Genomic DNA, 24,911 nt, shown 5'->3' with positions numbered 1-24,911 from the left:
AGTTACAACATACTCAATGTATAGCACGTTATCTCGCCTGCGACTACCGTGCGAATAGCGTCAGCCAGCGGTTAATTCCGGAAGTGTGTGCCAGATCGGCCAACAAAAGCTGAAGCGAGCACCACCCAGTTCACTTTCCCCGCAGCTCACCGTGCCACCCATCGCCTGGGCGATGGAATAGACAATCGCCAGACCCAGACCGCACCCGCCGGTGGCGCGGTCCCGACTCGGATCCAGACGGACAAAAGGCTCAAAAACAGTCTCCCTGGCTTCCGGGGCTATGCCCGGTCCGTCATCGTCGACAGTCAGCGTGGCGAAACGATCGCTGAGCTGCAGGCTTATCTGCACCGTGGACTGGCAGTAGCGCAGCGCGTTGTTCAGCAGATTATCCAGCACGCGCTCCATCAGTCGCATATCCAGCGCACCGTAGTTGCCCCGGGCGAGATGCGGAACCTGCAATGTCCGATCAGGATTCACGCTTTGCACATCATCAATATGCGCTGTGAGCCAGGCCGGGAGATCCGGCTCGCTGAGATGCAGTTCATTCTGCGGCCTGTCGAGGCGGGCGTAGGTTAACAGCTCCTCAATTAAGGCTTCGAGCTGTCCGATATCGCGATTGAGCGCCAGAGATTCTTGTTCCGTGAGATTTTCACTCATCTCCAGTCGGTAGCGCAGGCGAACCAGCGGGGTGCGCAATTCATGGGCAATCCCGTCGATCAGCTGTTTTTTACTGGCAATCAACGCATTGATATTGTCCGCCATCTGATTAAAAGCAATGCCCAGCCGTTCAAAACTGGAGCCGCTGTCAAAATGCAGTCGTTCACTGAGATGACCTTTACCGAACCGCTGGGCGGCGGCTTCCAGTCGCAGCATTTCCTGCCAGTGTGGACGCATCCAGATAAACACCGGAAAGGCCAGTGAGATGGCGATAAACGCCATCAGCGCGATATCCAGCAGGCGCATCTGATGGAGAAAATAGAGATAGGGTACGGGACCCACGGCCAACACGTAATGACTGCGCGGAATGCGCTGAATGAAGGTGTACTGATCGTCGAGTGCAATGATGTCGCCTTCACGCAGACGCTGCATACTCTGATCATCCAGCGTGAATTTTGTCAGTGGCTCAACGCGCAGGTCAAAAGAGAGGTTGAGGTCCATCTCTTTGAGCGTTTTACCCCAGTCCCGCGGCGGGATCTCGCGTAGCTCGCTGCGCATCAGATACAGCGAGCTTTTCATCAGGTCATCGAGCGACTGCCTGCCAGCCCGCTCTGCGGTGAATTTATACACCAGCCCGACCAGCAGGGTCATCACCAGAAAGCAGACAAACAGCAGGAGATAAAACTGCACGAACAGTTTCTTCATTTACATCCCCGAATGCCGTGATGGCACATCATCCCAGGCGTGCGGGGCAAACAGATAGCCTTTATTGCGTACCGTTTTAATACGATAGGGCTCAGCCGCATTATCGAGCAGTTTCTTACGCAGACGCGAAATGGCGACATCGACGCTGCGATCCATGCCGTCGTAGCTTACACCGCGCAGATTTTTCAGCAGTGCATCGCGGTCCATAATCTGACCGGCGTGCGTGGCGAGTTCCCATAGCAGCTCGAAATCCGCGGTGGAAAGTATAACCTGTTCACCACTGAGCAAAACGACACGGTTGATGGGGTCGATAGTCAGGGAACCAAAGCGCAGCGTTTTATGCGGCGTGACGGCGGCAGGCTGAATCCCTTTGCTATGGCCTGACTGATCGTTCTGTCGCAGATGCAGCCGCAGACGGGCCAGCAAGACCGCCGGCGGCGTGGTCTTCAGAATGTAATCGCAGGCGCCCATTTCCAGCGCCAGGATGTGGTTCATGTCGCTGTCCAGCGAAGTGAGGAGGACGATCGGGCCCTGCCATTGTCCTTGCAGGTCACGACAGAGAGTCATGCCGTCTTTACCGGGGAGCATAATATCCAGCAATACCAGGTCCGGCTGAACCTGGAGGATCCGCGCTTCAGCCAGATCGCCACGCGGCTCGACAATCACATCGAAATCGTGTTTAGCCAGATAGGCCGCAATGAGCGCGCCGACCTCAGGATCGTCTTCAACAAATACAATCGTGTTCATCGTCTTGATTGCCGATCAAAAACGTCAACATACACCGCCGGGGCGTTACCTTCCATTAATCTTTCCTAAACGGTGATGCTTCCGTTATGCTGGTTGCTGATGTTATTGATGTGTAAAGGCAAGGTAATGGGACTCGTGATTAAAGCCGCGCTGGGTGCGCTGGTGGTGGTGTTGATTGGGTTGCTGGCAAAAACGAAGAATTATTACATTGCAGGACTCATCCCGCTGTTCCCGACATTCGCGCTGATTGCCCATTATATCGTGGCCAGCGAGCGGGGCATTGACGCGCTAAGAACGACCATTGTCTTCAGCATGTGGTCGATTATTCCCTATTTTGTCTATCTCGTTTCGCTGTGGTATTTCACCGGTTTTCTGAAGCTGCCAGTGGCGCTGGGCGGGGCAGTGATCTGCTGGTGCCTGAGCGCCTGGCTGCTGATCTTTTGCTGGGTCAAACTGCACTAACGCAGATGACGGCCACCGTCTACGGCGAAGCTACGACCCGTCACAAAACAACTGGTCAGCAGATAATCGATTAAATCGATCACCTCCTTTTCCCCCGGAGCCGTTTTCATCAGTGATTTGTTTAGCGCCTGCTGGCGGTACTCGGCGTCATCACCCTCGTTAAACAGGATCAGCGAAGGGGCAATGGCGTTGACCTTCACCTCTGGCGCGAGCTTGCGGGCAAATGAACGGGTCATATTATCCAGCGCCGCTTTACTGGCGGCATAAGCGATATGCTTGTCACTGCCTTTCTCCACAACGTAGTCGGTAAAATGAATGATGTCGGCGGCGGCGTGACCATGCCCGCGTAGCATGCCTTCGAGCGCATGGTTAAGCAGATAGGGGGTATTGACGTGGATTTGCATCATACAGGCCAGGACATCAGAGAGCGGTGTTCCCGGCTTCTCTGCCATCCATGCGCTGGCATTGTGGACGATGGCGCGCAGACCGCTGGCGCGTTCTTTTACCGTATCGGCGAAGGTAAGAATGCCTTCATTGGTGGAGAAATCAGCCTGAATGCACAGGGCGCCCGCTTTGGTCAGCCCGTCAATCGCCGGATAATGCGTCCGGTAACTGACGATCACCGGCTGTTTCTGGTTGATAAAGTGCCAGGCAATGGCGAGGCCGATACGGCGGCCACCACCGGTCACTAAAATGGGCAGAGGGTGTTGGGTTCCCATCGAAAAACTCCTTATGGGCCTGCGAATCAGGCTATTAGCGTCAAACGATGGGATGCGTTTACCCCACCAGCAGCCAGGTCGCCGGCACGGCGGCAACCAGCAACAGACCAATCAGAACCATTTCCTGTCGGTTCAAAACGTTATCATGCGTATGCGTCTTACGAGCATACAGGAACACCAGCAGACCCGGAGCATAAAGCACCACGGAGAGCAGCAGGTGCATCGGCCCGGAAGCATACAATAACCATAAGCCATAAATGCATGCACCGACACCTACCGCCTGATGAAGCGGACGGGTGGCGATTTTCAACAGGAAGGCGCCGACGAGGAAATAGGGGACCAGAATCATCTCTGAGGCGATGGTCAGCAGCGTGTTGTAATCCGAACCGGTTAGCCAGATCAGCACCAGACAGACCTGAACGCAGAGGTTGGTGAGCCACAGTGAAGCCGATGGCGCGCCTTGCGCATTTTGACGGGCGAAAATCCGCGGGAAGGCTTTATGCGTTGAGGCAAGGAACGGGACTTCCGCCGCCATAATCGTCCAGCTCAGATAGGCCCCGCAAACGGAGACAATCAGACCCGCCGCAATGATAATCTCACCCCACGGCCCCATCATTTTGACCATCAGACCTGCCATTGACGGGTTACGGATCTCCGCCAGTTCCGGGCGGGCAACTACGCCAAGCGAGAGCAGAGTGACCAGCAGATAAACGGCAAGCGCAGAGAGCACCGCTAACAGCGTGGCGCGACCGACATCATGTTTGTTACGCGCCCTCGCCGAGACGACGACCGCGCCTTCCACACCGATGAATACCCACAGCGTGATGAGCATCGTGTTCTTAACCTGTTCCCAGACCGGGACACCCAGCGCGAGGCCGGTAAAGTCGAGGCTGAAAACCTCAAGCTTAAACGCCATAAAGGCCAGCAGGATAAACAGACCGAGCGGCAGCAATTTCGCCAGCGTTGCCACCAGGTTGATGCTGGCCGCCGTTTGTACGCCGCGCAGCACCAGAAAATGCACCACCCACAGCAGAACCGACGCGCCGACGATTGCCTGCCAGGTATTGCCGTCGCCAAACAGACGCCACTCCGGCGTATCGGTGAAGAAACTGAGAGCAGAGAAGACAATGACCAGATAGGAGACGTTGGCAATCACCGCGCACAGCCAGTAGCCCCAGGCCGAGCAGAACCCGATCAGCTCACCGAAACCTTCGCGGGCATAGGTGAAGATGCCGCCATCCAGTTCGGGACGGATACGGGTCAGGATTAGCATGGCAAACGCCAGCAGCAATATCCCGGCCCCGGTAATCGCCCAGCCAATAAGTAACGCCGACGGACTGGCGACAGCGGCCATATTCTGCGGCAGACTGAAAACACCTGCGCCAAGCATTGAGCTTAAAACCAGCGCGGTGAGAGCGCTCAGTCCCAGTTTCTTTTCCATGGTTATCCCGTGGTACAAACGATCGATGGAGAATAATTATTGTGGCAAAGCGCATAAAAATGGTGAAAGCCACTAAGGCGCGGGATTTTACGGAGAGAAGAGACTGCATGCAATGATCAGAGGAAAATTTGTGCCTGATAAAGCGAAAGGCGGCATAAAGCCGCCTTATTTTATGACCGGAGAGCCTTATTTATACAGATCGGCGCTGATGGTCATGTTGTTACCACGTTCCTGCCACTGGCGGGTAATGTGGTAATACTTAGCCCCTTGCTTCGCTGCACGCTTGGCAACCTGATAAGAGACTTCAGTCATGCTGCTGTAGTTGCCGGTGAACTTGATGCTGTCGAACGGCACCATCATGGCCGCCGTGGCTTTGTTCAGCTCTTCAACTTTGGTGCCATCCGGAAGAGTGACAGTGTAACGTCCACCTTTCGTGGATTGCGTTTCGAAGAAACGTCCAACTTCAGAACTCGGCGACGCGGTAGTCGCAACACCTGGAATTTCGACGTTTTTCGCCGCTTCGCCACCGGCAGCTAACGCTGCGCGACCGGCATCGGAATCCGCCGGGATCGCGTCAGGGCTCTGCACCACGCGTTTCTTCGCATCTTTTTTATAGATAAACGCTGTAATGCGCTGGTTGCCGCCCTGGTTCGCATCGATCTGACGCACGATGTAGAAGGCGTAAGCGTCTTTTTCTTTTGCCGCTTTGGTGATGGCATCATTCACTTCCGGCTGGCTGCGGTAGAAACCCTGTACCGTAACGGTATCATACGGTTCCAGCATGACGGCTTCTGATTTTGGCAATTCAACCACGCCATTGATCACGCGGTTCTTGCTGGCTTCCGCTTTCTCGGCGTCGGCTTTGTAGAAGTCTGCAACAACACGCCAGTTACCGCTGTTACCAAAATCAGATGTATCGACAACATAAAATGAGGCGGCGCCTTCTTTATCTGCGCGGCGGTTAACGGCCTTCACCGCATCGCCAATCGCATTAAAACGGCCTGTGACCGTGACACGGTCGTAAGGTTTCAGTGCTGCCGCTTGCTCCGGCGTCAATTCTGTTGCTGCGTTTACGGAAAAAGCCGTCGCAGAAAGAAGTGCGGACGCCAGGAGTGTGTTCTTAAGCTTCATAAAAATAATCCTTCGCCTTGCGCAAACCAGGTACTGGTATTGTTATTGACTAGAAACGTGGCTGATTATTGCATTTAAACCCGGTGACTGTCTGCGTGATTTTTCAATCGACACAGCAGATGAGGTCACAAGGTCGATAACAAATTATGATATGTCGAAAAAATGTTCATTTCACAGTAAAAACTGATGAACGTACTGAATTTTATAAGTTAATTTAATGTTAATTAGTTGATCTGCCGTGGCGCTTAATCATGTTTTGCCGCATCGTATGAGCGATTTATGGGCCTTTCACCACGAATTGAAGGTCATTATCCCGGTCAGAAGGCTGAATCGTTCCTGTTTTGCTGATAACCCGACAAATACTGTTTTTTGGCGCTAGATCACAAGCGCTATTTTCAGTACGTTATAGAGAGTTTGTTACTGTTTTATTTTTCCGGGGTAACCTATACCTCCTGCGTGAAATTGCCTGCGCAATTCCACGTTAACTGACAAACCATCATCAAAAATACCGATGGAAGGGAACATTATGCGAATTGGCATACCAAAAGAACGGTTTACCAATGAAACCCGCGTAGCAGCGACGCCGAAAACGGTTGAGCAACTGCTGAAGTTGGGTTTCACCGTCGCGGTTGAGAGCGGCGCGGGTGGACTGGCGAGTTTTGACGATAAAGCTTTTGTAGAAGCGGGCGCGGAAATTGTCGATAGCAGCGCTGTCTGGCAATCAGAGATCATTCTGAAGGTTAACGCACCGGAAGAGGCAGAAATTCCGTTACTCAATCCGGGCACCACGCTGGTCAGCTTTATCTGGCCTGCGCAGAATCCAGAGTTAATGCAAAAGCTCGCCGAGCGTAATGTGACGGTGATGGCAATGGATTCTGTACCGCGTATTTCACGTGCGCAGTCGCTGGATGCATTAAGCTCGATGGCAAACATTGCCGGTTATCGGGCGATTGTGGAAGCCGCGCACGAGTTTGGCCGCTTCTTTACCGGGCAGATCACCGCTGCGGGTAAAGTCCCTCCAGCCAAAGTGATGGTGATCGGGGCCGGTGTTGCTGGTCTGGCTGCCATCGGCGCTGCGAACAGCCTGGGCGCGATTGTGCGTGCCTTTGACACCCGTCCGGAAGTGAAAGAACAGGTCCAGAGTATGGGCGCTGAATTCCTCGAACTGGATTTCAAAGAGGAAGCGGGAAGCGGTGACGGTTACGCCAAAGTGATGTCTGAAGCGTTTATCAAAGCGGAAATGGCGCTGTTTGCTGCGCAGGCAAAAGAGGTCGACATTATTGTCACCACCGCGCTGATTCCGGGTAAACCAGCACCGAAACTGATCACCCGCGAAATGGTTGATTCCATGAAAGCGGGCAGCGTGATTGTCGATCTGGCGGCGCAAAACGGCGGGAACTGCGAATACACCGTCGCCAATCAGGTCACAACCACGGCCAACGGCGTTAAGGTGATCGGTTATACCGACTTGCCAGGGCGTCTGCCGACACAGTCTTCACAGCTGTACGGCACCAACCTTGTTAATCTGCTTAAACTGCTGTGCAAAGAGAAAGACGGCAATATCACCGTTGATTTCGACGACGTGGTCGTGCGTGGCGTCACGGTCGTGCGTGAAGGCGAAATTACCTGGCCGGCGCCGCCGATTCAGGTATCTGCTCAACCGCAGGCCGCTGCGAAAGCCGCACCGGTTGCAAAAGAGCCGGAAAAACCGGCATCGCCGTGGCGTAAATACGCGCTGATGGCGCTGGTGATCATTCTGTTCGGCTGGCTGGCAGACGTCGCGCCGAAAGAGTTCCTCGGTCACTTTACGGTGTTCGCACTGTCTTGCGTGGTGGGCTACTACGTGGTCTGGAACGTCTCTCATGCTCTGCATACGCCGCTGATGTCCGTGACCAATGCCATTTCGGGGATCATCGTGGTTGGCGCGCTATTGCAGATTGGCCAGGGCGGCTGGGTTAGCTTCCTGAGCTTCATCGCGGTCCTGATTGCCAGCATCAATATTTTCGGTGGCTTCACCGTGACTCAGCGCATGCTGAAAATGTTCCGGAAAAACTAAGGGGTAACACATGTCTGGAGGATTAGTTACAGCTGCATACATTGTTGCCGCGATCCTGTTTATTTTCAGTCTGGCGGGACTTTCAAAACATGAAACGTCTCAGCAGGGTAACAACTTCGGTATCGCCGGGATGGCGATTGCGCTGATTGCCACGATTTTTGGCCCGGACACCGGCAACGTTGCCTGGATCCTGGTGGCAATGATCATCGGCGGCGCGATTGGTATTCGTCTGGCGAAGAAAGTTGAAATGACCGAAATGCCGGAACTGGTGGCGATTCTGCACAGCTTCGTCGGCCTGGCTGCGGTACTGGTCGGCTTCAACAGCTATCTGTATCACGAAGCGGGCCTTGAGCCGATTCTGGTTAATATTCACCTGACCGAAGTGTTCCTTGGCATCTTTATCGGTGCGGTGACCTTTACCGGTTCAGTGGTGGCATTTGGTAAGCTGCGCGGCAAGATCTCTTCTAAACCGCTGATGCTGCCGAACCGTCACAAAATGAACCTCGCGGCGCTGGTGGTCTCTTTCCTGCTGCTGGTGGTTTTTGTCCGTACCGAAAGCGTTGGCTTGCAGGTCCTGGCACTGCTGGTGATGACCATTATTGCGCTGGCGTTTGGCTGGCACCTGGTGGCGTCCATTGGCGGGGCGGATATGCCGGTCGTGGTCTCCATGCTGAACTCCTATTCGGGTTGGGCGGCGGCGGCGGCGGGCTTCATGCTGAGCAACGATCTGCTGATCGTGACCGGTGCGCTGGTGGGTTCTTCCGGTGCGATTCTGTCTTACATCATGTGTAAGGCGATGAACCGCTCGTTCATCAGCGTGATTGCAGGGGGCTTTGGTACCGATGGTACGGCGTCCAGTGGTGATGAAGAAGTGGGCGAACACCGTGAGATCAGCGCAGAAGAGACTGCGGATATGCTGAAAAACTCGCATACGGTGATCATCACCCCGGGCTACGGCATGGCGGTGGCGCAGGCACAGTATCCGGTCGCGGAAATTACCGAGAAGCTGCGCGCGCGCGGTATCAAGGTACGTTTCGGCATCCACCCGGTGGCAGGTCGTCTGCCTGGTCACATGAACGTACTGCTGGCGGAAGCGAAAGTGCCTTACGACATCGTGCTGGAAATGGACGAGATCAACGATGATTTCGCCGATACCGACACCGTGTTGGTTATTGGCGCGAATGATACCGTGAACCCGGCGGCGCAGGACGATCCAAACAGTCCTATCGCTGGGATGCCGGTGCTGGAAGTGTGGAAAGCGCAGAACGTAATTGTCTTCAAACGTTCGATGAATACCGGCTACGCCGGTGTGCAGAACCCGCTGTTCTTCAAAGAGAACACCCATATGCTGTTTGGCGATGCCAAAGCCAGCGTGGATGCGATTCTGAAAGCGCTGTAATCCGTTGTTCTGTTGAAACGGCCTCTGCGGAGGCCGTTTTTACGTCGGTCACATTTTATTTGCATCGCCTAACAGAATGGCAATACTTTGCCCACCAACGGATTGTTCCAGCGCAATCTTGACGATAATGGTCAGCGGTACCGAAAGCAGCATCCCCACCGGACCCAGCAGCCAACCCCAGAAGATCAACGACAGAAACACCACCAGCGTAGAGAGCCCCAGACCGCGTCCCATGATGCGTGGTTCAAGGATGTTGCCGAACACCAGGTTGATGATCAGATAGCCTGCCAGCACCACCAGCGCATCGTACAGGCCACCAAACGCCAACACCTGAATGATGGGCGGGATCGCCGCCAGCACTGAACCAATGTTTGGGATGTAGTTGAGTGCAAAGGCCAACAGCCCCCAGATAAAGGCGAATCGAACGTCCAGTGCCGACAGCATGCCCCAGACCACCAGTCCGGTGACCAGACTGATTGCCGTTTTCAGCACCAGATAGTGCGATACGCTATCAATGGCGCGCTGAATGGCGGCCATCCCCTCGACCGGACGGACCATAATCTGCTGGAATTTAGTGGGGAGTTGCGGCACTTCCAGCAGCATAAAGACCACCGTCAGCAGGAGTAAAAATATCGATGACATGGCATTGGTTAATTGCGCCAGCAAATTGGTGATCAGGGTCATCGCCGCGTTGGGATCAATATACTTCACCATCTCATCCACGGAGACGCCGATGCCTAAGCGGACCAGCCAGGGCTCGAGGTTTTTCAGCGGAATGACCAGTGAGGAACGATACTGGGGCAGGGTGCGCGCCAGTTCGTTGAGGGACGTTCCGAGGTAAGCCAGCAGTAACACCATCGCCATGACGATGATGATCACCAGCAAGGATATCGCCAGCACGCGTGGAACGCGCAGTTTCACCATCCGCTGTACCAGCGGGCTAAGGACGACGGCAATAAATAACGCCAGAATAAATGGCACAATAATATCTGCCGCAAAGCGGATACCGGTAAGAATGATCACCAGCATTCCCAGCATAATGACGATCTTAAGACCGTTCAGCGTGATGATTGGTTTTGCCATGGAGCGTCCTGTATTTTTTTGCTTGCCGCGTATAATAATGTGATTGTGATCGAATCGTCCTGTGAAAAATCAAACGATTCGGGTAAAGAAGTGAAAAGGTTTTGAGTTAATTCCTGGCCTATGATACAAATCAGGCGTGTTCAACTACCGAGGACAATTATCATCCGCGATGACGAGAAGCAACACTGCGGATAATTGTAATATTATGGACAATATGTTCAGGACGTTTTTTTCTACACAAATTCTTCTTCGCACTTCCTCCTCTTTCCTGCTTGCAGGTGAGCAGCACTGGCGCAACGCGCTTTAGTCCCTTCTTCTGTTCGAGCTGACGCTACGCGTCTGGCTAACTGATTTTATTTTCTGGTTTGCAGCGTTGTGCAAGCCCACAGGATTATATTCTCAAGCAGGAGAAGCACCATGTTTTACTGGATTTTATTAGGTCTGGCGATTGCCGCTGAAATTACCGGCACATTGTCGATGAAATGGGCAAGCGTAAGCGATGACAACAGCGGGTTTATTTTAATGCTGGTGATGATCGCCGCCTCGTATATTTTCCTCTCTTTTGCCGTTAAAAAAATCGCCCTCGGTGTGGCTTACGCATTGTGGGAAGGGATCGGTATTTTATTTATTACGCTGTTTAGCGTGTTGTTATTTGATGAGCCGCTGTCGGTCATGAAAATTGCCGGTCTGGTGACGCTGGTAGTGGGGATCGTGTTGATCAAATCCGGTACCCGCAAGGCGCGTCAGTCAACGAAAGAGGTGACCCATGCAACAGTTTGAATGGGTTCACGCCGCCTGGTTAGGGATGGCGATCGTGCTGGAAATTATCGCCAACGTCTTTTTAAAATTCTCTGACGGCTTTCGTCGGAAATTGTACGGCATTCTCTCGCTGGTCGCGGTACTCGCCGCCTTCAGTGCGCTTTCACAGGCGGTAAAGGGCATTGACCTGTCCGTTGCCTACGCGCTGTGGGGGGGATTTGGTATCGCCGCGACGCTGGCTGCCGGATGGATACTGTTCGGGCAACGTCTGAATCATAAAGGCTGGATCGGCGTTGTGCTGCTGCTGGCTGGCATGGTGATGATTAAACTGGCCTGATGTATCGCTGCCCGCGATTCGCGGGCAGTACAATGCGCCTTATTGTTCCCCGGCCAGCGCATCCAGTTTTTCCCGAAATCCCGTCACCGAGATCGCCCGGTTATCTGCGCGCCAGCGATCTTTCGCCGCCGGGGCGGAACTCTGAACGCCGATTAACTGCCAGCCCGCCTCGGTTTTCAGCATCAGCGGTGAACCGCTGTCGCCCGGCAGCGTGTCGCACTGGTGAGATAACACCGAACTTTGCGCCCAGCCGGTGACGATACAATCCTGATGAGAATAGAGCGTATCCAGATGATCTTCCGGATACCCCGACTGCGTGACCTTGCGTCCGGCCTCTTTGAGTGCGGCGGTTAGTGCCGCTTTATCGCCCTCAAACAACGGTAACGGCGTGATGCCGGAAGGGGGATAGCGCAGAACGATCAGGCCAAAGTCCCATGACGCGGCTGCTGGTGGCACAATCCAGCCGTCGCCATCGGGCTTCAGACGTTTTCCCAGACCGGGATCCACCCGGCCTTCAATACCGTGAATTTCATAACGCCAGAGACCTTTTTTCGAGACAAAACGCAGGACGACGGCTTTATCCGGTTTCCCTTTTGGCGGCGTTAACAAGCAATGTCCGGCAGTGAGCGCCAGATGCGGGGAGATGAGCGTCGCGGTGCAGAGGTTACCGCTGGCGGTTTCCAGTTGTCCGATGGCATCCCACGGCGATTGAGTAGGATCGCTTACCGGCGCGCGATCGTCCTGACCAAAAAATAACGTTTTGATTTCACTGGTCCCGGTATCCGCGTCAGGCTTATCCGCATGCGCAATACCCGATGAAAAGCACAACGAACCCAGTAATACAGTAACGGTTTTACGCATATCACACTCTGTGTGGGTAATTATGATTATTAAAAGAGAACCCTCAGTAATTACTATAGACGTAACGGCGTAAAAGTGAGAGAAAAATCAGAGTACTACGATCAGGAAAGATAAAAGCGGGCGGCTATGAGCGCACATAAAATAAGCGTGATAAGGATGAACTCAAAGCGATAACGGCGCACCATGTTACCCTCCGAAAAAGACGGCGCTAAACCGGGAAAGCGTTCAGCGCCGTTGAAGAATGGCGCAAGGGTTCGCGCCAGTTTACACAGACAGGATTTAAGCAGCCGGTTGAGCGGCAGGCTTAGCGGCCGGTTTCTGGCTGTGTTTTTTGGTGTGCTTTTTAGCGGCTTGAGCTTTCTGTTCAGGGGCCTTTTGCTCAGTCGTGGCTTTGGCTTTTTTCACGTGTTTTTTCGCGGCCTGCGCTTTTTGTTCTGGCGCTTTCTCGGTAGTCGCTTTGTGATGTTTTTTATGATGTGTGGTTTTGGCCGGCGCCGCTTTTGCAGCAGGCGCTGCAGCCGGTGCAGTTGATGTAGTGTCAGCCGCAAACGCCGCAGAAGACAGACCCATAGCAGCGGCAACAACCAGAGCTAATACTTTTTTCATTCTCATACCCTCGATTTGGTTTTTCATTCAACCCCACTGCGGGGCCGTTGAAATCACTATATCGCTGGATGCTGTGCACTTCCGTGAGTCATTGGTTTCGGCGTGTAACGATATGTACAACGCCGGGCGCAGCGGCCCGGCGAGGGGATTTACAGATAGCGAGATTCAAGATGGGCGCGGAAATGACGGCTGCTCAATGCTTCTCCGGTAGCCTGAGTAATCAGCTGCGCCGTGGTAAAGCGACTGCCGTGCTGCCAGATGTTCTGTTGCAGCCAGTCAAACAAGGCGCTGAAATCGCCGCCCGCAATCTGCTGACTGAGATCCGGCAATGCACGATTCGCGGCGCTGAACAACTGTGCGGCATACATCGCGCCCAGCGTGTAAGAAGGGAAGTAACCAAACCCGCCGTCAGTCCAGTGAATGTCCTGCATGCAGCCGTCGCGATAGTTCCCTTTTGTTGACAGGCCCAGCCAGGTCTGCATTTTTTCGTCCCACAGCGCCGGAATGTCGTCCACCTCAATATCGCCATTGATCAATGCGCGCTCAATCTCATAGCGCAGAATGACGTGCGCCGGGTAGCTGACTTCATCCGCATCCACGCGGATAAAACCGGGTTTCACTCGCTGGTTCCAGGCGATGAAGTTTTGCTCTTCAAAGGCAGCCTGATCGCCAAAATAACGCTTCACGGCAGGTAGCAGCCGCCTTAAAAACGCATTGCTGCGTCCTACCTGCATTTCAAAAAACAGACTCTGGGATTCGTGGATCGCGGTGGAACGGGCAAGGGCGACGGGCTGACCCAGCCAGTTACGCGGCAGGTTTTGCTCATAGCGGGCGTGGCCGGTTTCGTGGATCACGCCAAACAGGGCGCTGAGTAATTCGTTTTCGTCATAGCGCGTCGTGATGCGCACATCTTCCGGCACGCCGCCGCAGAATGGATGTGTGCTGATGTCGAGGCGACCGGCGTTAAAATCGAAACCGAGTACAGACATTGTCTCCAGTCCCAGTTCGCGCTGAACGGCAGTTGGGAAGGGGCCAACAGGGGCAATCAGCGACTGCGGCGACTGGCGGGCAACCACGCGGTTAAGCAGATCCGGCAGCCACGATTTGAGATCGGCAAACAGGCCGTCCAGCTGCGCGCTGGTCATGTCCGGCTCGTAAATGTCCAGCAGCGCGTCATAGGGAGAACAACCTTTCACGTCGGCGCGCAGTCTGGCCTCTTCGCGGCTCAGTTTCACGACTTCTTTTAAATTCGCAGAGAATCCCTGCCAGTCGTTGGCAGGACGCTGACTGCGCCAGGCGTGCTCACAGCGACTGCCGGCGAGAGATTTGGCCTCCACCAACGACTCCGGTAACAACGCGGCCTGGGTATGCAGACGCGTCATTTCCCGCAGATTGGCCTGTTCCACATCATTGAGATCCTCCTGGGCGGCAGCGGCAAGCCATTGCGCCACTTTCGGTTCGGTCAGGATTTGATGTTCCAGAACGCTCAGTTCCGCCAGCGCTTCACCCCGCGCCGCACTGCCGCCGGGTGGCATCATGGCGAACATATCCCAACTGGCGATGGCGGAGAGGTGCGAGAAGCGAGAGAGACGCAGGAAGGTGCGGGTAAGTTGTTGATAGTTTTTGTTGTCCATGTAACCTCTTCGACGTAACAGGCGGGTTGAGTTCCCCCACCATAATGGGTAGTTATGTTTATCGATAGCCTTTTTTATAGTAGCCAACGGGAACATCGTACCCGTTCAATAACAATAAACACACACAGCAAAATGAATCCACTCCACTGGGTTGTCTTTGCTCTTCTGGCACTGGATGCCGTCAGAGAATTGATGGGCTTTTCATCAATCTTAGGAATGTGGTAACCACTGTTGGTTGAGAGGCGAGAAGCCCGGTGAGCCCGGGCTTTTCTTTCAGACTAGACGTGAAGACGGTGATGCAGTCGTGTGCCGACCAGAATAGCCAGTACCAGCATAATCGCGATAAATCCCCCGACGCCGTTCCAGCCATAGTTATGCCAGAACACACCGCCGAGCGTACCGGCGATACTGGACCCCAGATAATAGCTGAACAGATACAGCGAAGAGGCCTGGCCTTTGGCGCGACGCGCACGCGGCCCAATCCAGCTACTGGCCACCGAATGCGCGCCAAAGAATCCGGCTGAAAAGAGCAGCATTCCGGCGAAAATCAGCCACAGCGAACTGAACAACGTCATTAACAAACCGAACAGCATCACGACGGTGGAAAAGAGCATCACCGGACCGCGCCCGTAACGTACCGTCATCGAACCAGCTTTCGGTGAACTCCAGGTTCCGGTCAGATAGGCGACGGAAAGCAAACCGACCACAGCCTGACTGAGTTCCCACGGTGAAAGCATCAGACGATAGCCGATGTAGTTAAACAGGGTGACGAACGACCCCATCAACAGAAAACCTTCGGCAAACAGCAGCGGCAGTCCCTGGTCGCGCCAGTGGATCCGGAAATTAATAAACAGCGTTTTGGGGCGCAGCGACGTGGGCCGGAAGTGGCGTGATTCTGGCAGTATTTTCCAGAACATCAGGGCTGATGCCAGCGCAAAGCAGCCAATAGCAGCCAGCGCAATACGCCAGCTAAAGAAATCGGTAAACACGCCGCTAATCAGACGTCCGCTCATCCCGCCAATCGAGTTGCCGCTGATGTACAACCCCATTGAAAACGCGACAAAACTGGGGTGAATCTCCTCACTCAGATAGGTCATCCCGACCGCCGCCACGCCGCTGAGTGAAAGGCCGATCAGCGCGCGCATCACCAGAATGCCATGCCAGCTGGTCATCATTGTCGAGAGCAACGTACAGCAGGAGGCGAGCAGCAACGCGGTCACCATCACCGGCTTGCGCCCGATGGCATCAGAAAGCGGACCGGTAAACAGCAGACCAACGGCTAACATTCCGGTGGAGATCGACAGTGAAATACTGCTGCTGGCGGGAGATACGCCAAACTCATGGGACAACACCGGCAGAATAGGCTGGACGCAGTACAGCAGGGCGAAAGTCGCCAGTCCGGCAGAAAAGAGCGCCAGCGTGACGCGCATAAAGGCAGAAGTACCGCGTTGAATAAACTGAACCGGCTGAGAAATGCGTTGGTCGTCAATATCGCTCGCCGTCGCGTCATTGACAGTAGTAGTACGACTCACTGGAAATCCTTGCGCAACAAACCCGTGTTTTGAGGGGACGGGCATAACCTTGTTGAGTAGAGTAGGAAAATCTCATTATTCTGTCTAATATATTAATAGTCTCAAATAATACGTTTAAAATATGAATATTGAACTGCGTCACCTTCGTTACTTTGTTGCCGTGGCGGAAGAACTGCATTTTGGGCGCGCCGCAACCCGACTGAACATTTCGCAGCCACCGCTGAGCCAGCAAATACAGATGCTTGAGCAGCAGGTCGGGGCTCGCCTGCTCGCGAGAACTAACCGTAGTGTCGCCCTGACCGCCGCTGGCAAGCAATTTCTCGCCGACAGTCGGCAGATCCTTGGTTTGGTCAATGATGCCGCCGCCCGTGCGGAGCGTCTGCATCAGGGGGAAGCCGGAGAGCTGCGCATCGGTTTTACCTCGTCGGCACCGTTTATCCGCGCGGTGTCGGATACCCTGTCGCTGTTCCGCCAGAAATACCCGGATATGCATTTGCAGACCCGCGAGATGAATACCCGCGAACAGCTGGCGCCGCTGAGCGAAGGGGCGCTGGATCTGGGCCTGATGCGCAATACCCCGTTGCCAGAGAGCTTGCATCATGAGGTGATTTTGCATGAACCGCTGATGGCGATGATCCCCAGGGTTTTCCCGCTTTCGCAAAAGCCGGTGGTGACGCTGGCCGAACTGGCGAAAGAGCCGTTTGTCTTCTTTGACCCGCACGTCGGAACGGGTCTTTATGACGATATTCTCGGCATGATGCGCCGTTACCATTTGACGCCGGTGATTACCCAGGAGGTCGGTGAAGCAATGACGATCATTGGGCTGGTCGCTGCCGGATTAGGGGTGTCGATCCTTCCGGCCTCGTTTAAAAAAGTGCAGCTCAATGAGATGTGTTGGGTACCGATTGCGGAAGACGATGCGGTTTCGGAAATGTGGCTGGTCTGGTCAGCGCATCATGAACCAAGCCAGGCGGCGCTACGCTTTCGTCAGCAATTAATTCAGGCCGTCAGGAACGCTTAAATTAATTTAATAACGGCTGAAAATGTGCAGTTAATCACACGGCTAAGTAAAAAGTTGACGTTGTGTATTGAAGTGCTTCACCATAGCCTACAGATTATTTCGGAGCGCGAAAATAAAGGGAGTCAGAGGTGGTTGCTGATAGTCAGCCTGGGCACATCGATCAAATAAAGCAGACCAATGCGGGCGCCGTTTATCGGCTGATTGATCAGCTGGGACCGGTATCGCGTATTGATCTTTCGCGTCTTGCGCAACTGGCACCCGCCAGTATCACGAAGATTGTGCGTGAAATGCTGGAAGCGCATCTGGTCCAGGAACTGGAAATTAAAGAAGCGGGGAGTCGCGGACGCCCGGCAGTGGGGCTGGTGGTGGAAACCGAAGCCTGGCACTATCTGTCCCTTCGCATCAGTCGTGGAGAAATCTTTCTCGCCCTGCGCGATCTCAGCAGCAAGCTGGTCGTGGAAGACTGTCTTGAACTGCCGCTCAACGATGAAACGCCGTTGCTGGCGCGTATTGTCACGCTGGTCGATCAGTTTTTTATTCGTCATCAGCAGAAGCTCGAACGTCTGACTTCCATTGCCATTACCTTACCCGGCATTATCGATACCGAGAATGGGATCGTGCATCGTATGCCGTTTTATGCCGATGTGAAAGAGATGCCGCTCGGTGATACGCTGGCGCAGCACACCGGCGTGCCGGTCTACATTCAGCATGATATCAGCGCCTGGACGATGGCAGAGGCGCTGTTTGGCGCGTCCCGCGGTGCGCGCGATGTCATTCAGGTGGTCATCGATCATAACGTTGGCGCCGGGGTGATTACCGACGGTCATTTACTGCATGCGGGTAGCAGCAGCCTGGTGGAGATTGGCCACACTCAGGTCGATCCTTACGGAAAACGCTGCTACTGCGGCAACCACGGCTGTCTGGAAACCATCGCCAGCGTGGAAAGTGTGCTGGAGCTGGCGCAACTGCGACTGGCGCAATCCATGAGCTCTTCGCTTCACGGCCAGCCGTTGACGGTCGATTCGCTGTGTCAGGCGGCGTTGCAGGGTGATTTGCTGGCAAAAGACATTATCAGCGGCGTGGGGACCCACGTTGGCCGTATCCTTGCCATTATGGTCAATCTGTTCAATCCGCAAAAAATACTGATTGGATCGCCGCTCAGTAAAGCCGCAGACGTGTTGTTTCCGGCGATTGCGGACAGCATCCGCCAGCAGGCGCTACCGGCCTACAGTAAAAATATGGTCGTTGAGAGCACACAGTTTTCTAATCAGGGGACAATGGCGGGAGCCGCGCTGGTAAAAGACGCGATGTATAATGGTTCTTTGTTGATTCGTCTATTACAGGGTTAACATTTTTTAACTGTTCTACCAAAAATTGCGCTAACTCAAGCTGATTCCACCGGGCATACCTTAGACTTTCTCCACTGTATTATTTTCCTGGCTTATATTTTCGAAGCATAACGGTGGAGTTGGTGATGCTGAAGCGTTTCTTTATTACAGGTACAGACACTTCTGTTGGGAAGACGGTTGTTTCCCGCGCATTGCTACAAGCGTTAGCGTCGGGAGGGAAAAGCGTTGCGGGATATAAACCGGTTGCGAAGAGCAGCAAAGAGACGCCCGAAGGGTTACGCAACCGGGATGCGCTGGTGCTGCAAAGTGTGTCGACGCTGGAATTACCCTATGAGGCGGTTAACCCCATCGCCCTGAGCGAAGATGAAAGTAGCGTGGCCCACAGTGGCCCAATCAATTACACATTGCTTTCTAACGGGCTGGCTAGCCTGAGCGAAAAGGTTGATCATGTCGTGGTTGAAGGCACGGGTGGCTGGCGCAGCCTGATGAACGATCTGCGTCCACTGTCCGAATGGGTGGTGCAGGAGCAGTTACCGGTGTTGATGGTGGTCGGTATTCAGGAAGGCTGTATTAACCATGCGCTGCTGACGGCTCAGGCGATCGCCAATGACGGTTTACCGCTGATCGGTTGGGTCGCTAACCGTATTAATCCGGGTCTGGCACATTACGCAGAGATTATCGATGTACTGAGCAAAAAACTGCCAGCACCGCTGATTGGCGAACTGCCTTATTTACCGCGTGCCGAGCAGCGTGAACTCGGACAGTACATTCGCCTGTCAATGCTGGGTAGCGTGCTGTCGGTTGACAGAATCATGGCGTAACGTTCCCGACAGGACAGACGCAAACACCCAGGCCTTCAATAAACCGGGGAGCAGACGATACTCCCCGGTCATTTCACAACCCCTCACTCTTCGTGAATGTTCAACGCCCGGCGGGTGCGTCCTGAGCTGAGATAATCGGCGATGTAATCCTGTGAGATCTCACCGTTGTAGCGTCCTTCCTCGTCAACGATCGGCATCCAACTGGTATTACTTTCATACAGTTTGGAGAGCACAATCCGCAGGTTATCTTCGGCTTTACCGGTAATGCGGAAGGGATGAAGGATATCTGCGCAGGTGCCGCTTGCCTGGCGCGCCTCGCGACGTTTCACAAAGCCCAGTGGTTTTCCTTCGCCATCCACCACCGTAATGGCGCGAATATCGTTGTCATCCATAATGCCAAAGGCTTCCTTCAGCGACGTGGACGGCTGAGCAGTCAGCGTCGGTTGTTGATCGGTCACATCGCCCGCCGAAACCAGCAGCAGACGCTTAAGCGTGCGGTCCTGACCGACGAATGAACCGACAAAATCGTTGGCCGGTTTGGCCAGCAGTTCATCGGGGCTGGCGCACTGGACAATCCGTCCCTGACGGAACACGGCAATGCGATCGCCAAGTTTCAGCGCCTCATCGATATCATGACTCACCAGCATCACGGTTTTTTTCAGCGCACGTTGCATCTCAAGGAACTGATTCTGGATCACTTCGCGGTTGATGGGGTCGACGGCGCCAAACGGCTCGTCCATCAGCAGGACCGGCGGATCCGCCGCCAGGGCGCGAATCACGCCAATACGCTGTTGCTGACCGCCGGACATTTCTTTCGGATAGCGATGCAGAAACTTTTTGGCATCCATCGCCACCATTTCCATTAATTCTTCGGCGCGGCTTTTACAGCGGGCTTTGTCCCAGCCCAGCATGCGGGGGACGACCGTGATGTTCTCTTCAATCGTCATATTGGGAAACAGGCCAATCTGTTGGATCACATAGCCAATATTACGGCGCAGGGTCACGGTATCCATCTCATTGGTATTTTCACCGTTTATCAGGATGTTGCCACTGCTCGGGGTAATCAGGCGGTTAATCATCTTCAGGGTGGTGGTCTTACCGCAGCCCGACGGCCCCAGCAGAACACACATTTCTCCCTCCGGCACGTTCAGATTAACGTTATCGACGGCCTTCAGCGGCTGACCCTTTTTCTGTGAAAATTGTTTGGTGAGGTTTTCCAGTTTTATCATTATCGTATCCCCTTAGGTGTCAGAACGACTTGCAGGCGGTGTAACAGCCAGTCGAGCACAATCGCTAAAAAACAAATCATCAATGCACCGGCAATCAGCATGCGAATGTCGCTGCCGCCGATGCCGTTCAGTAACAGTAATCCCAGGCCGCCTGCGCCGATCACCGCGGCAATTGCCATGACGCCGATATTCATGACCACGGCGGTGCGGATACCGCCGAAAATCACCGGTAATGCCATCGGGATCTCCACCCAACGCAGGCGCTGCAAGAAGGTCATGCCGATACCGCGACCCGCTTCGCGTAAGCCCGGCGGGAGGTTGTCCAGCGCGGTATGGGTGTTACGCACGATAGGCAGCAGCGAGTAAAGAAACACGGCGGTAATGGCGGGCAGTGCGCCAATTCCGTGACCAATCAGCGAAAACAGGGGGATCATCAACCCGAATAGGGCGATAGAGGGAATCGTCAGCAGCAGCGTCGCGACGCTTAACACCGGCGTTGCCAGCCATTTGTGGCGGACAATCAGGATCCCCAGCGGCACGCCAATCACAATCGCCAACCCAACCGCCAGCGCCACTAGCCACAGATGCTGATAGGTGAGCATCGCCAGATAACCCGCGTTATCCATCATGTAGTGAATCGTATCCATATGCGCTCCTTACAGCAGGTTCTTTTGTTGCAGGAATTCACGAGCAACCTGCTGAGGTGACTGGTGATCGATATCGACCTTCGCATTCAGCGAACTGATCACGTCATTGTTCAACTGGGCCGAGAGGGTATTGAGCGCCTCAGCAAGTCCCGGATGGGCTTCCAGCGTCTCTTTACGCACCACCGGCGTGACAGCGTAACTTGGGAAGAAGCCCTTATCATCCTCCAGTACTTTGAGATCAAACCCTTTCACACGGCCGTCAGTGGTGTAGATGAGACCAGCGTCAACAAAGCCATCACGTACGGCGTTGTAAACCAGTCCGGGGTCCATCTGGCGGATTTGCGGCCGGTCGAGATCCATCTGATAGGCCTGCTGCAACGGCTTCATTCCGTCGCTACGTCCGGCAAATTCCAGGTCGAGACCCAGCAGCCAGTTGTTATCGGGATCGGTCTGGCGAATGTGTTCAATTTTCGCCACCATCTCCGACATGGTGTTGATGTTCTCCGCTTCGGCACGTTTGCGCTGCATGGCGAAGGCGTAGGTGTTGTTCATATCTGCCGGTTTCAGCCATACCAGTCCCAGTTTGGCATCAAGGCGTTTTACCGTGTCGTATGACTCCTGCGGGTTCATTCGCTTATTGATGTGGTTGAAAATAATCAGTGAAGTGCCGGTGTATTCCCATGTCATATCAATCTGTTTATTGATCATTGCATTACGCGAAATCACTGTGGCGATATTGGTCTGCGGCTGAACCTGAAATCCCTTTTTTTGCAGATACTGAACGGTCATTGCCGAGAGAATGTGCTGCTCGGTAAAACTTTTGGTGGCAAGAATAATCGGGGCCGCCTGAGCCTGGGTGCTGATGAACAGCGCGGCGGCGAACCATCCCAGCCATTTTTTCTTGAGATTCATTTAGCGCTCCTTGTTCTTATCATTGCCATCAGGCCGTATGGGGGCTCAGGACGCGCCCAAGCCAGGCGAGCAGACTGTCGAGGATCAGGGCGAATAGCGCGGTGGCGGTGGCTCCCAGAATCAATGTCGGGAAGTCGTTAAGATAGATGCCAGGGAAAATCAATTCGCCGTAGCTGCTGGCGCCAATCAGAAACGCCAGCGGGGCAGTACCGACGTTGATCGCCGTGGCAATGCGAATCCCGGAAAGTATTACCGGCCAGGCGTTGGGGATTTCTACCTGACGCAACCGTTGCCATTTCGTCATACCGATGCCTTTTGCCGCTTCAATCAGCGACGACGGTACAGAACTCAATCCTGCCCAGGTGTTACGCACAATCGGGAGCAACGACGCCAGAAACAGCGCAACGATGGCAGGCATGTCACCAATGCCGATAATCACCATCGCCAGCGCGAGAACGGCCAGCGGGGGCAGTGTATTGCCAATATTGAAGATCTGCATGACATATTCGGCAATACCGCGGGCGGCGGGGCGACTAAGCAAAATACCGCTTGGAATACCGACCAGCAGGGCAAAAAACATCGAGGTAAGGACCAAAATCAGGTGCTGTTGACCGAGATAAAGCAAATCAACCTGACGCGATTTGAGGGTATCGATGCCAATTCCCCATACCAGCAGCGCCAGTAGCAGAATGATGGCAATACTAAAGCCCAGCACGCGGGTTAACGTGGATGTGTGCATTGCAGTGTGTCTCCCTGTTTGCATGCGTTATGGCGGCGAAAAATCGTCGCATGTTGTTATGCCATGGTTTGGCAGGGTGTTTTGAGCTATAGCAACAGGGTGGGAAGGATTCCAGCGGGAAGGTGAATTAGATACGCAGACGATTAATCGCCAAACGCGATTTGGCCTTATGCCGTAAAGGATAAGCAGGGTATGTAAAGAATTGTCTTAAAAACGCTGATAAAAAGTGACGCTGTAACAATTAAAAATAATGCAGGTATCAGAAAAGGCAGGAAAAACCTGCCTTATAAACGTTAGCGGAACAGCGTTTTTTCCGCGATCGGCATCAATAACTGAGACTGCCACTGTGCCAGAGTATGGCGGGCCAGTTCACCAAGCGCCTGATAAAAAGGATGTCCGGCGTTCTCAATGAACACGTCGAGAAAGCGGAATGACCAGGGGAACAGATGCCAAGCCAGCAGTTGTTCGCATTCGCTGTGTCGGCCACTTTCCGCCAGCCATGCCGCCATCAGCAATAACGAGCCGAAATGATCTTCGGGTTCGTTCTGCTCTGTCTCGACGTGAATACCGTTGTCGCGCATCCACTGACGCAGGGCCAGCGTCGATTCGCCAAACAGGACATTTTCACGATCTAGCCAGACCGATCCCCAGGGCGGCGACGGTAACGCGTAGGGTCCCACGAACAGGCGCTGGAATGCCTCGGGAAGTGACTCATCGCTGACGCGTGTAAAGTCCGTTGCCAGCGGGGACAGGGTTTCCGCTGCCAGCGGCCATTGTGTCTGCCAGTCATCAGCGGTTAACGCTGACACCAGAGGCGCGGCTTCGGCGCTGTCGGGGGCATAGTAAAACAGCGCCCCCAGCACGCGTGCCGTCATCGCAAAATCATCACGTTGAGTAAAATCAGTCATCTGAAACATCCTGAAAAGTGCGGGTTTCCCCGCACGGATTTGTTAACCTGCCACCGCCATACCGACGGTCATGTGCAGGCCATAAAACAGGCCGCGGCCAATGATTTCGCCGCCAAGTACGAGGAGCAGCCCCAACAGCAACCCGGCGACATGCGGCTCTTTACGGCGTACCAGCGGGCAGATCCAGCAGCCCAGTCCGGCAGCGACCAGCACCACGTGCCATACCTGCAGAGAGGCGTAATCCGGCACCAGCGCGGAAGCCTGCTGAACCGAACTGTGAATGGTTGCCAGCGACATGCCCTGCAGGACGATGACCGCCACGCTGACCAGCAAGGCCAGCACGCTGATACTGGCAAACAGGGTACCATTAAAGGTGACGCGGGACGCCCGCAGCAGCAATGCTGCGAACAGCGGGCCGCTGAGCAACACCGTCAAGAAGAACGCCAGCGTCGTATAGCCAGTATACCAGGTCGGCACGGTATCAATCAGGTAAACGCGGGTCATCGCCCAGACGAAGACGATCCCCAGTACCATGCTGACCAGCAGCCAGAATTTCCCCAGCGCGAGCGGCATTTTACCCAGAACGGCGACCAGCCACCAGATTCCACCTACGGCGAAAAAGACGGAGCCAGCGGCAATTTCATTACTCAACCCGGATGCGCCAATGCGATTGAGGGAGTTAAATGCCCGCATCGGCGACCCCAGGTGCATGATTGACGCCAGGAATCCCAGCCCCATCACCAGCCAGAGGAAAAACATGCTGCGAACCAGACGTTGCCGGGCGGCGGCATCGTCTTTCATTGCCAACCAGCCAAGTCCACTAACAATCAGCGCGCCTACGACGCACTGGCCGAGTACGGTAAACAGCACCAGCGGCCATTCATGCCATCCATTTCCCATTTTACACCTCCTTCGGATTCGCCAGATAACCGGTGGTATCCCCGGTCGGGCGGCTGTTGGCATTCGGTTTGATCACAATACTTGGCTTCGTAAAGTGCGCGCCAGGCAGCGGAGCAACCGCCGCCAGATCGCCGTGTTTCTGACGCAGTTCGTCGACAGGACCGAAATCCAGCGCACGCAGCGGACAAGACTCGACACAGATTGGTTTCTTGCCTTCCGCCACCCGGTCATGACAGCCGTCGCATTTGGTCATGTG

The 24,911-nt window shown here is 54.4% G+C and carries 27 protein-coding genes and 1 pseudogene (1 of these 28 running past the window's edge); 9 read left to right on the top strand and 19 right to left on the bottom strand.

The window, feature by feature from the left end; translation table 11 throughout:
• Positions 1 to 60: 60 nt before the first annotated feature.
• Complete coding sequence (gene rstB, locus JTI98_RS15995; RefSeq protein ID WP_044254624.1) at positions 61 to 1,362, bottom strand: two-component system sensor histidine kinase RstB; 1,302 nt, start codon at positions 1,360 to 1,362, stop codon at positions 61 to 63.
• The gene (gene rstA, locus JTI98_RS15990; RefSeq protein WP_058588030.1) at positions 1,363 to 2,109 is read right to left on the bottom strand and encodes a two-component system response regulator RstA; all 747 of its coding nucleotides are present in this window, start codon (positions 2,107 to 2,109) and stop codon (positions 1,363 to 1,365) included.
• Between the two features lie 126 nt (positions 2,110 to 2,235).
• Between rstA and JTI98_RS15985 the strand changes: the two genes are divergently transcribed.
• Entirely contained in the window at positions 2,236 to 2,571 is a 336-nt protein-coding gene (locus tag JTI98_RS15985) for a GlpM family protein (protein ID WP_042319174.1), read from the top strand.
• Here JTI98_RS15985 and folM read toward each other — a convergent pair.
• From folM to ydgH, 3 genes are all read right to left on the bottom strand, one after another.
• The gene (gene folM / locus JTI98_RS15980) at positions 2,568 to 3,290 is read right to left on the bottom strand and encodes a dihydromonapterin reductase (protein WP_058588031.1); all 723 of its coding nucleotides are present in this window, start codon (positions 3,288 to 3,290) and stop codon (positions 2,568 to 2,570) included. The genes JTI98_RS15985 and folM overlap by 4 nt on opposite strands.
• 58 nt (positions 3,291 to 3,348) lie before the next feature.
• Complete coding sequence (locus JTI98_RS15975) at positions 3,349 to 4,731, bottom strand: amino acid permease (protein WP_216081518.1); 1,383 nt, start codon at positions 4,729 to 4,731, stop codon at positions 3,349 to 3,351.
• 186 nt (positions 4,732 to 4,917) lie between these two features.
• On the bottom strand, positions 4,918 to 5,862 hold the full coding sequence (gene ydgH / locus JTI98_RS15970) for a DUF1471 family protein YdgH (protein WP_043000768.1): 945 nt from the start codon (positions 5,860 to 5,862) through the stop codon (positions 4,918 to 4,920).
• A gap of 526 nt (positions 5,863 to 6,388) precedes the next feature.
• On the opposite strand from ydgH, the gene pntA reads away from it, so the two are divergent.
• Both pntA and pntB read left to right on the top strand, forming a co-directional pair.
• Complete coding sequence (gene pntA, locus JTI98_RS15965) at positions 6,389 to 7,918, top strand: Re/Si-specific NAD(P)(+) transhydrogenase subunit alpha (protein ID WP_058588033.1); 1,530 nt, start codon at positions 6,389 to 6,391, stop codon at positions 7,916 to 7,918.
• Positions 7,919 to 7,928: 10 nt separating this feature from the next.
• Complete coding sequence (pntB, locus tag JTI98_RS15960) at positions 7,929 to 9,317, top strand: Re/Si-specific NAD(P)(+) transhydrogenase subunit beta (protein WP_043000766.1); 1,389 nt, start codon at positions 7,929 to 7,931, stop codon at positions 9,315 to 9,317.
• Positions 9,318 to 9,365: 48 nt separating this feature from the next.
• Here pntB and JTI98_RS15955 read toward each other — a convergent pair whose 3' ends face one another.
• Positions 9,366 to 10,400 (bottom strand): AI-2E family transporter, encoded by a 1,035-nt coding sequence (locus JTI98_RS15955; RefSeq protein ID WP_044328206.1) that lies wholly within the window; start codon positions 10,398 to 10,400, stop codon positions 9,366 to 9,368.
• A gap of 417 nt (positions 10,401 to 10,817) precedes the next feature.
• On the opposite strand from JTI98_RS15955, the gene mdtJ reads away from it, so the two are divergent.
• Complete coding sequence (gene mdtJ, locus JTI98_RS15950; RefSeq protein ID WP_058588034.1) at positions 10,818 to 11,180, top strand: multidrug/spermidine efflux SMR transporter subunit MdtJ; 363 nt, start codon at positions 10,818 to 10,820, stop codon at positions 11,178 to 11,180.
• Positions 11,167 to 11,496 carry a multidrug/spermidine efflux SMR transporter subunit MdtI gene (gene mdtI / locus JTI98_RS15945; RefSeq protein WP_043000763.1) on the top strand — a complete coding sequence of 110 codons (330 nt, stop codon included), beginning with the start codon at positions 11,167 to 11,169 and terminating at the stop codon, positions 11,494 to 11,496. Before mdtJ ends, mdtI begins: the two co-directional genes overlap by 14 nt.
• Positions 11,497 to 11,535: 39 nt before the next feature.
• On the opposite strand, the gene JTI98_RS15940 is transcribed toward mdtI, so the two are convergent.
• The 4 genes from JTI98_RS15940 to JTI98_RS15925 form a co-directional block, all read right to left on the bottom strand.
• Complete coding sequence (locus JTI98_RS15940) at positions 11,536 to 12,357, bottom strand: serine protease (protein ID WP_044254610.1); 822 nt, start codon at positions 12,355 to 12,357, stop codon at positions 11,536 to 11,538.
• Between the two features lie 101 nt (positions 12,358 to 12,458).
• Positions 12,459 to 12,542, bottom strand: coding sequence for a hypothetical protein (locus JTI98_RS15935; protein WP_099434124.1), 84 nt, complete (start codon positions 12,540 to 12,542; stop codon positions 12,459 to 12,461).
• A gap of 94 nt (positions 12,543 to 12,636) precedes the next feature.
• Positions 12,637 to 12,963, bottom strand: coding sequence for an acid resistance repetitive basic protein Asr (gene asr, locus JTI98_RS15930; RefSeq protein ID WP_043000761.1), 327 nt, complete (start codon positions 12,961 to 12,963; stop codon positions 12,637 to 12,639).
• A 149-nt stretch (positions 12,964 to 13,112) separates the two neighbouring features.
• Complete coding sequence (locus JTI98_RS15925; protein WP_058588035.1) at positions 13,113 to 14,597, bottom strand: carboxypeptidase M32; 1,485 nt, start codon at positions 14,595 to 14,597, stop codon at positions 13,113 to 13,115.
• Between the two features lie 54 nt (positions 14,598 to 14,651).
• Between JTI98_RS15925 and JTI98_RS21475 the strand changes: the two genes are divergently transcribed.
• Positions 14,652 to 14,822, top strand: a complete 171-nt coding sequence (locus tag JTI98_RS21475; protein ID WP_216081517.1) for a KPN_01571 family protein — start codon at positions 14,652 to 14,654, stop codon at positions 14,820 to 14,822.
• 53 nt (positions 14,823 to 14,875) lie between these two features.
• Here JTI98_RS21475 and JTI98_RS15915 read toward each other — a convergent pair whose 3' ends face one another.
• Positions 14,876 to 16,129, bottom strand: coding sequence for an MFS transporter (locus tag JTI98_RS15915; protein ID WP_043000759.1), 1,254 nt, complete (start codon positions 16,127 to 16,129; stop codon positions 14,876 to 14,878).
• A gap of 121 nt (positions 16,130 to 16,250) precedes the next feature.
• Between JTI98_RS15915 and JTI98_RS15910 the strand changes: the two genes are divergently transcribed.
• From JTI98_RS15910 to bioD, 3 genes are all read left to right on the top strand, one after another.
• The gene (locus tag JTI98_RS15910; protein WP_058588036.1) at positions 16,251 to 17,150 is read left to right on the top strand and encodes a LysR family transcriptional regulator; all 900 of its coding nucleotides are present in this window, start codon (positions 16,251 to 16,253) and stop codon (positions 17,148 to 17,150) included.
• A 128-nt stretch (positions 17,151 to 17,278) separates the two neighbouring features.
• Complete coding sequence (gene mlc, locus JTI98_RS15905; RefSeq protein ID WP_043000757.1) at positions 17,279 to 18,499, top strand: sugar metabolism global transcriptional regulator Mlc; 1,221 nt, start codon at positions 17,279 to 17,281, stop codon at positions 18,497 to 18,499.
• 125 nt (positions 18,500 to 18,624) lie between these two features.
• Entirely contained in the window at positions 18,625 to 19,320 is a 696-nt protein-coding gene (gene bioD / locus JTI98_RS15900; protein ID WP_043000756.1) for a dethiobiotin synthase, read from the top strand.
• Here bioD and JTI98_RS21260 read toward each other — a convergent pair.
• The 8 genes and pseudogenes from JTI98_RS21260 to JTI98_RS15865 form a co-directional block, all read right to left on the bottom strand.
• A pseudogene (locus JTI98_RS21260) lies at positions 19,276 to 19,398 on the bottom strand (hypothetical protein); the annotation flags it as partial. The gene bioD and the pseudogene JTI98_RS21260 overlap by 45 nt on opposite strands.
• Positions 19,399 to 19,403: 5 nt before the next feature.
• Positions 19,404 to 20,549 carry an osmoprotectant ABC transporter ATP-binding protein OsmV gene (gene osmV, locus JTI98_RS15895; protein WP_043000755.1) on the bottom strand — a complete coding sequence of 382 codons (1,146 nt, stop codon included), beginning with the start codon at positions 20,547 to 20,549 and terminating at the stop codon, positions 19,404 to 19,406.
• The gene (osmW, locus tag JTI98_RS15890; RefSeq protein WP_044327580.1) at positions 20,549 to 21,196 is read right to left on the bottom strand and encodes an osmoprotectant ABC transporter permease OsmW; all 648 of its coding nucleotides are present in this window, start codon (positions 21,194 to 21,196) and stop codon (positions 20,549 to 20,551) included. Before osmW ends, osmV begins: the two co-directional genes overlap by 1 nt.
• Before the next feature lie 9 nt (positions 21,197 to 21,205).
• Positions 21,206 to 22,108 carry an osmoprotectant ABC transporter substrate-binding protein OsmX gene (gene osmX / locus JTI98_RS15885; protein ID WP_216081516.1) on the bottom strand — a complete coding sequence of 301 codons (903 nt, stop codon included), beginning with the start codon at positions 22,106 to 22,108 and terminating at the stop codon, positions 21,206 to 21,208.
• A 28-nt stretch (positions 22,109 to 22,136) separates the two neighbouring features.
• Entirely contained in the window at positions 22,137 to 22,847 is a 711-nt protein-coding gene (gene osmY, locus JTI98_RS15880; RefSeq protein WP_216081515.1) for an osmoprotectant ABC transporter permease OsmY, read from the bottom strand.
• Positions 22,848 to 23,140: 293 nt separating this feature from the next.
• Positions 23,141 to 23,755 carry a Tat proofreading chaperone DmsD gene (dmsD, locus tag JTI98_RS15875; RefSeq protein ID WP_044254600.1) on the bottom strand — a complete coding sequence of 205 codons (615 nt, stop codon included), beginning with the start codon at positions 23,753 to 23,755 and terminating at the stop codon, positions 23,141 to 23,143.
• A 42-nt stretch (positions 23,756 to 23,797) separates the two neighbouring features.
• Positions 23,798 to 24,655 carry a dimethyl sulfoxide reductase anchor subunit family protein gene (locus JTI98_RS15870; RefSeq protein ID WP_044328678.1) on the bottom strand — a complete coding sequence of 286 codons (858 nt, stop codon included), beginning with the start codon at positions 24,653 to 24,655 and terminating at the stop codon, positions 23,798 to 23,800.
• Position 24,656: 1 nt separating this feature from the next.
• A protein-coding gene (locus JTI98_RS15865; RefSeq protein WP_216081514.1) for a DMSO/selenate family reductase complex B subunit crosses the window boundary here: on the bottom strand, positions 24,657 to 24,911 show its 3' portion. The gene runs 363 nt beyond the window's last position; 255 of the gene's 618 nt are visible here — the last part of the coding sequence; the start codon falls outside the window, past its right edge; the stop codon is at positions 24,657 to 24,659.

This window comes from Citrobacter sp. MGH 55, from assembly GCF_016906145.1.
In the GTDB taxonomy this organism is placed as follows: Bacteria; Pseudomonadota; Gammaproteobacteria; order Enterobacterales; family Enterobacteriaceae; genus Citrobacter_A; species Citrobacter_A amalonaticus.
This window is presented reverse-complemented; position numbering and strand designations above follow the sequence as displayed.

Excerpts from the sequence above, each read along its gene's own strand:
- JTI98_RS15925 (WP_058588035.1), bottom strand. The coding sequence starts at position 14,597 with ATGGACAACAAAAACTATCAACAACTTACCCGCACCTTCCTGCGTCTC.
- JTI98_RS15910 (WP_058588036.1), top strand. The coding sequence starts at position 16,251 with ATGAATATTGAACTGCGTCACCTTCGTTACTTTGTTGCCGTGGCGGAA.
- JTI98_RS15955 (WP_044328206.1), bottom strand. The coding sequence starts at position 10,400 with ATGGCAAAACCAATCATCACGCTGAACGGTCTTAAGATCGTCATTATG.
- osmX (WP_216081516.1), bottom strand. The coding sequence starts at position 22,108 with ATGAATCTCAAGAAAAAATGGCTGGGATGGTTCGCCGCCGCGCTGTTC.
- rstA (WP_058588030.1), bottom strand. The coding sequence starts at position 2,109 with ATGAACACGATTGTATTTGTTGAAGACGATCCTGAGGTCGGCGCGCTC.
- JTI98_RS15870 (WP_044328678.1), bottom strand. The coding sequence starts at position 24,655 with ATGGGAAATGGATGGCATGAATGGCCGCTGGTGCTGTTTACCGTACTC.
- JTI98_RS15975 (WP_216081518.1), bottom strand. The coding sequence starts at position 4,731 with ATGGAAAAGAAACTGGGACTGAGCGCTCTCACCGCGCTGGTTTTAAGC.
- osmY (WP_216081515.1), bottom strand. The coding sequence starts at position 22,847 with ATGCACACATCCACGTTAACCCGCGTGCTGGGCTTTAGTATTGCCATC.
- mdtJ (WP_058588034.1), top strand. The coding sequence starts at position 10,818 with ATGTTTTACTGGATTTTATTAGGTCTGGCGATTGCCGCTGAAATTACC.
- pntB (WP_043000766.1), top strand. The coding sequence starts at position 7,929 with ATGTCTGGAGGATTAGTTACAGCTGCATACATTGTTGCCGCGATCCTG.
- JTI98_RS15940 (WP_044254610.1), bottom strand. The coding sequence starts at position 12,357 with ATGCGTAAAACCGTTACTGTATTACTGGGTTCGTTGTGCTTTTCATCG.
- osmW (WP_044327580.1), bottom strand. The coding sequence starts at position 21,196 with ATGGATACGATTCACTACATGATGGATAACGCGGGTTATCTGGCGATG.
- folM (WP_058588031.1), bottom strand. The coding sequence starts at position 3,290 with ATGGGAACCCAACACCCTCTGCCCATTTTAGTGACCGGTGGTGGCCGC.
- JTI98_RS15935 (WP_099434124.1), bottom strand. The coding sequence starts at position 12,542 with ATGGTGCGCCGTTATCGCTTTGAGTTCATCCTTATCACGCTTATTTTA.
- pntA (WP_058588033.1), top strand. The coding sequence starts at position 6,389 with ATGCGAATTGGCATACCAAAAGAACGGTTTACCAATGAAACCCGCGTA.
- JTI98_RS15985 (WP_042319174.1), top strand. The coding sequence starts at position 2,236 with ATGGGACTCGTGATTAAAGCCGCGCTGGGTGCGCTGGTGGTGGTGTTG.
- osmV (WP_043000755.1), bottom strand. The coding sequence starts at position 20,549 with ATGATAAAACTGGAAAACCTCACCAAACAATTTTCACAGAAAAAGGGT.
- bioD (WP_043000756.1), top strand. The coding sequence starts at position 18,625 with ATGCTGAAGCGTTTCTTTATTACAGGTACAGACACTTCTGTTGGGAAG.
- rstB (WP_044254624.1), bottom strand. The coding sequence starts at position 1,362 with ATGAAGAAACTGTTCGTGCAGTTTTATCTCCTGCTGTTTGTCTGCTTT.
- JTI98_RS21475 (WP_216081517.1), top strand. The coding sequence starts at position 14,652 with ATGTTTATCGATAGCCTTTTTTATAGTAGCCAACGGGAACATCGTACC.
- dmsD (WP_044254600.1), bottom strand. The coding sequence starts at position 23,755 with ATGACTGATTTTACTCAACGTGATGATTTTGCGATGACGGCACGCGTG.
- mdtI (WP_043000763.1), top strand. The coding sequence starts at position 11,167 with ATGCAACAGTTTGAATGGGTTCACGCCGCCTGGTTAGGGATGGCGATC.
- ydgH (WP_043000768.1), bottom strand. The coding sequence starts at position 5,862 with ATGAAGCTTAAGAACACACTCCTGGCGTCCGCACTTCTTTCTGCGACG.
- asr (WP_043000761.1), bottom strand. The coding sequence starts at position 12,963 with ATGAAAAAAGTATTAGCTCTGGTTGTTGCCGCTGCTATGGGTCTGTCT.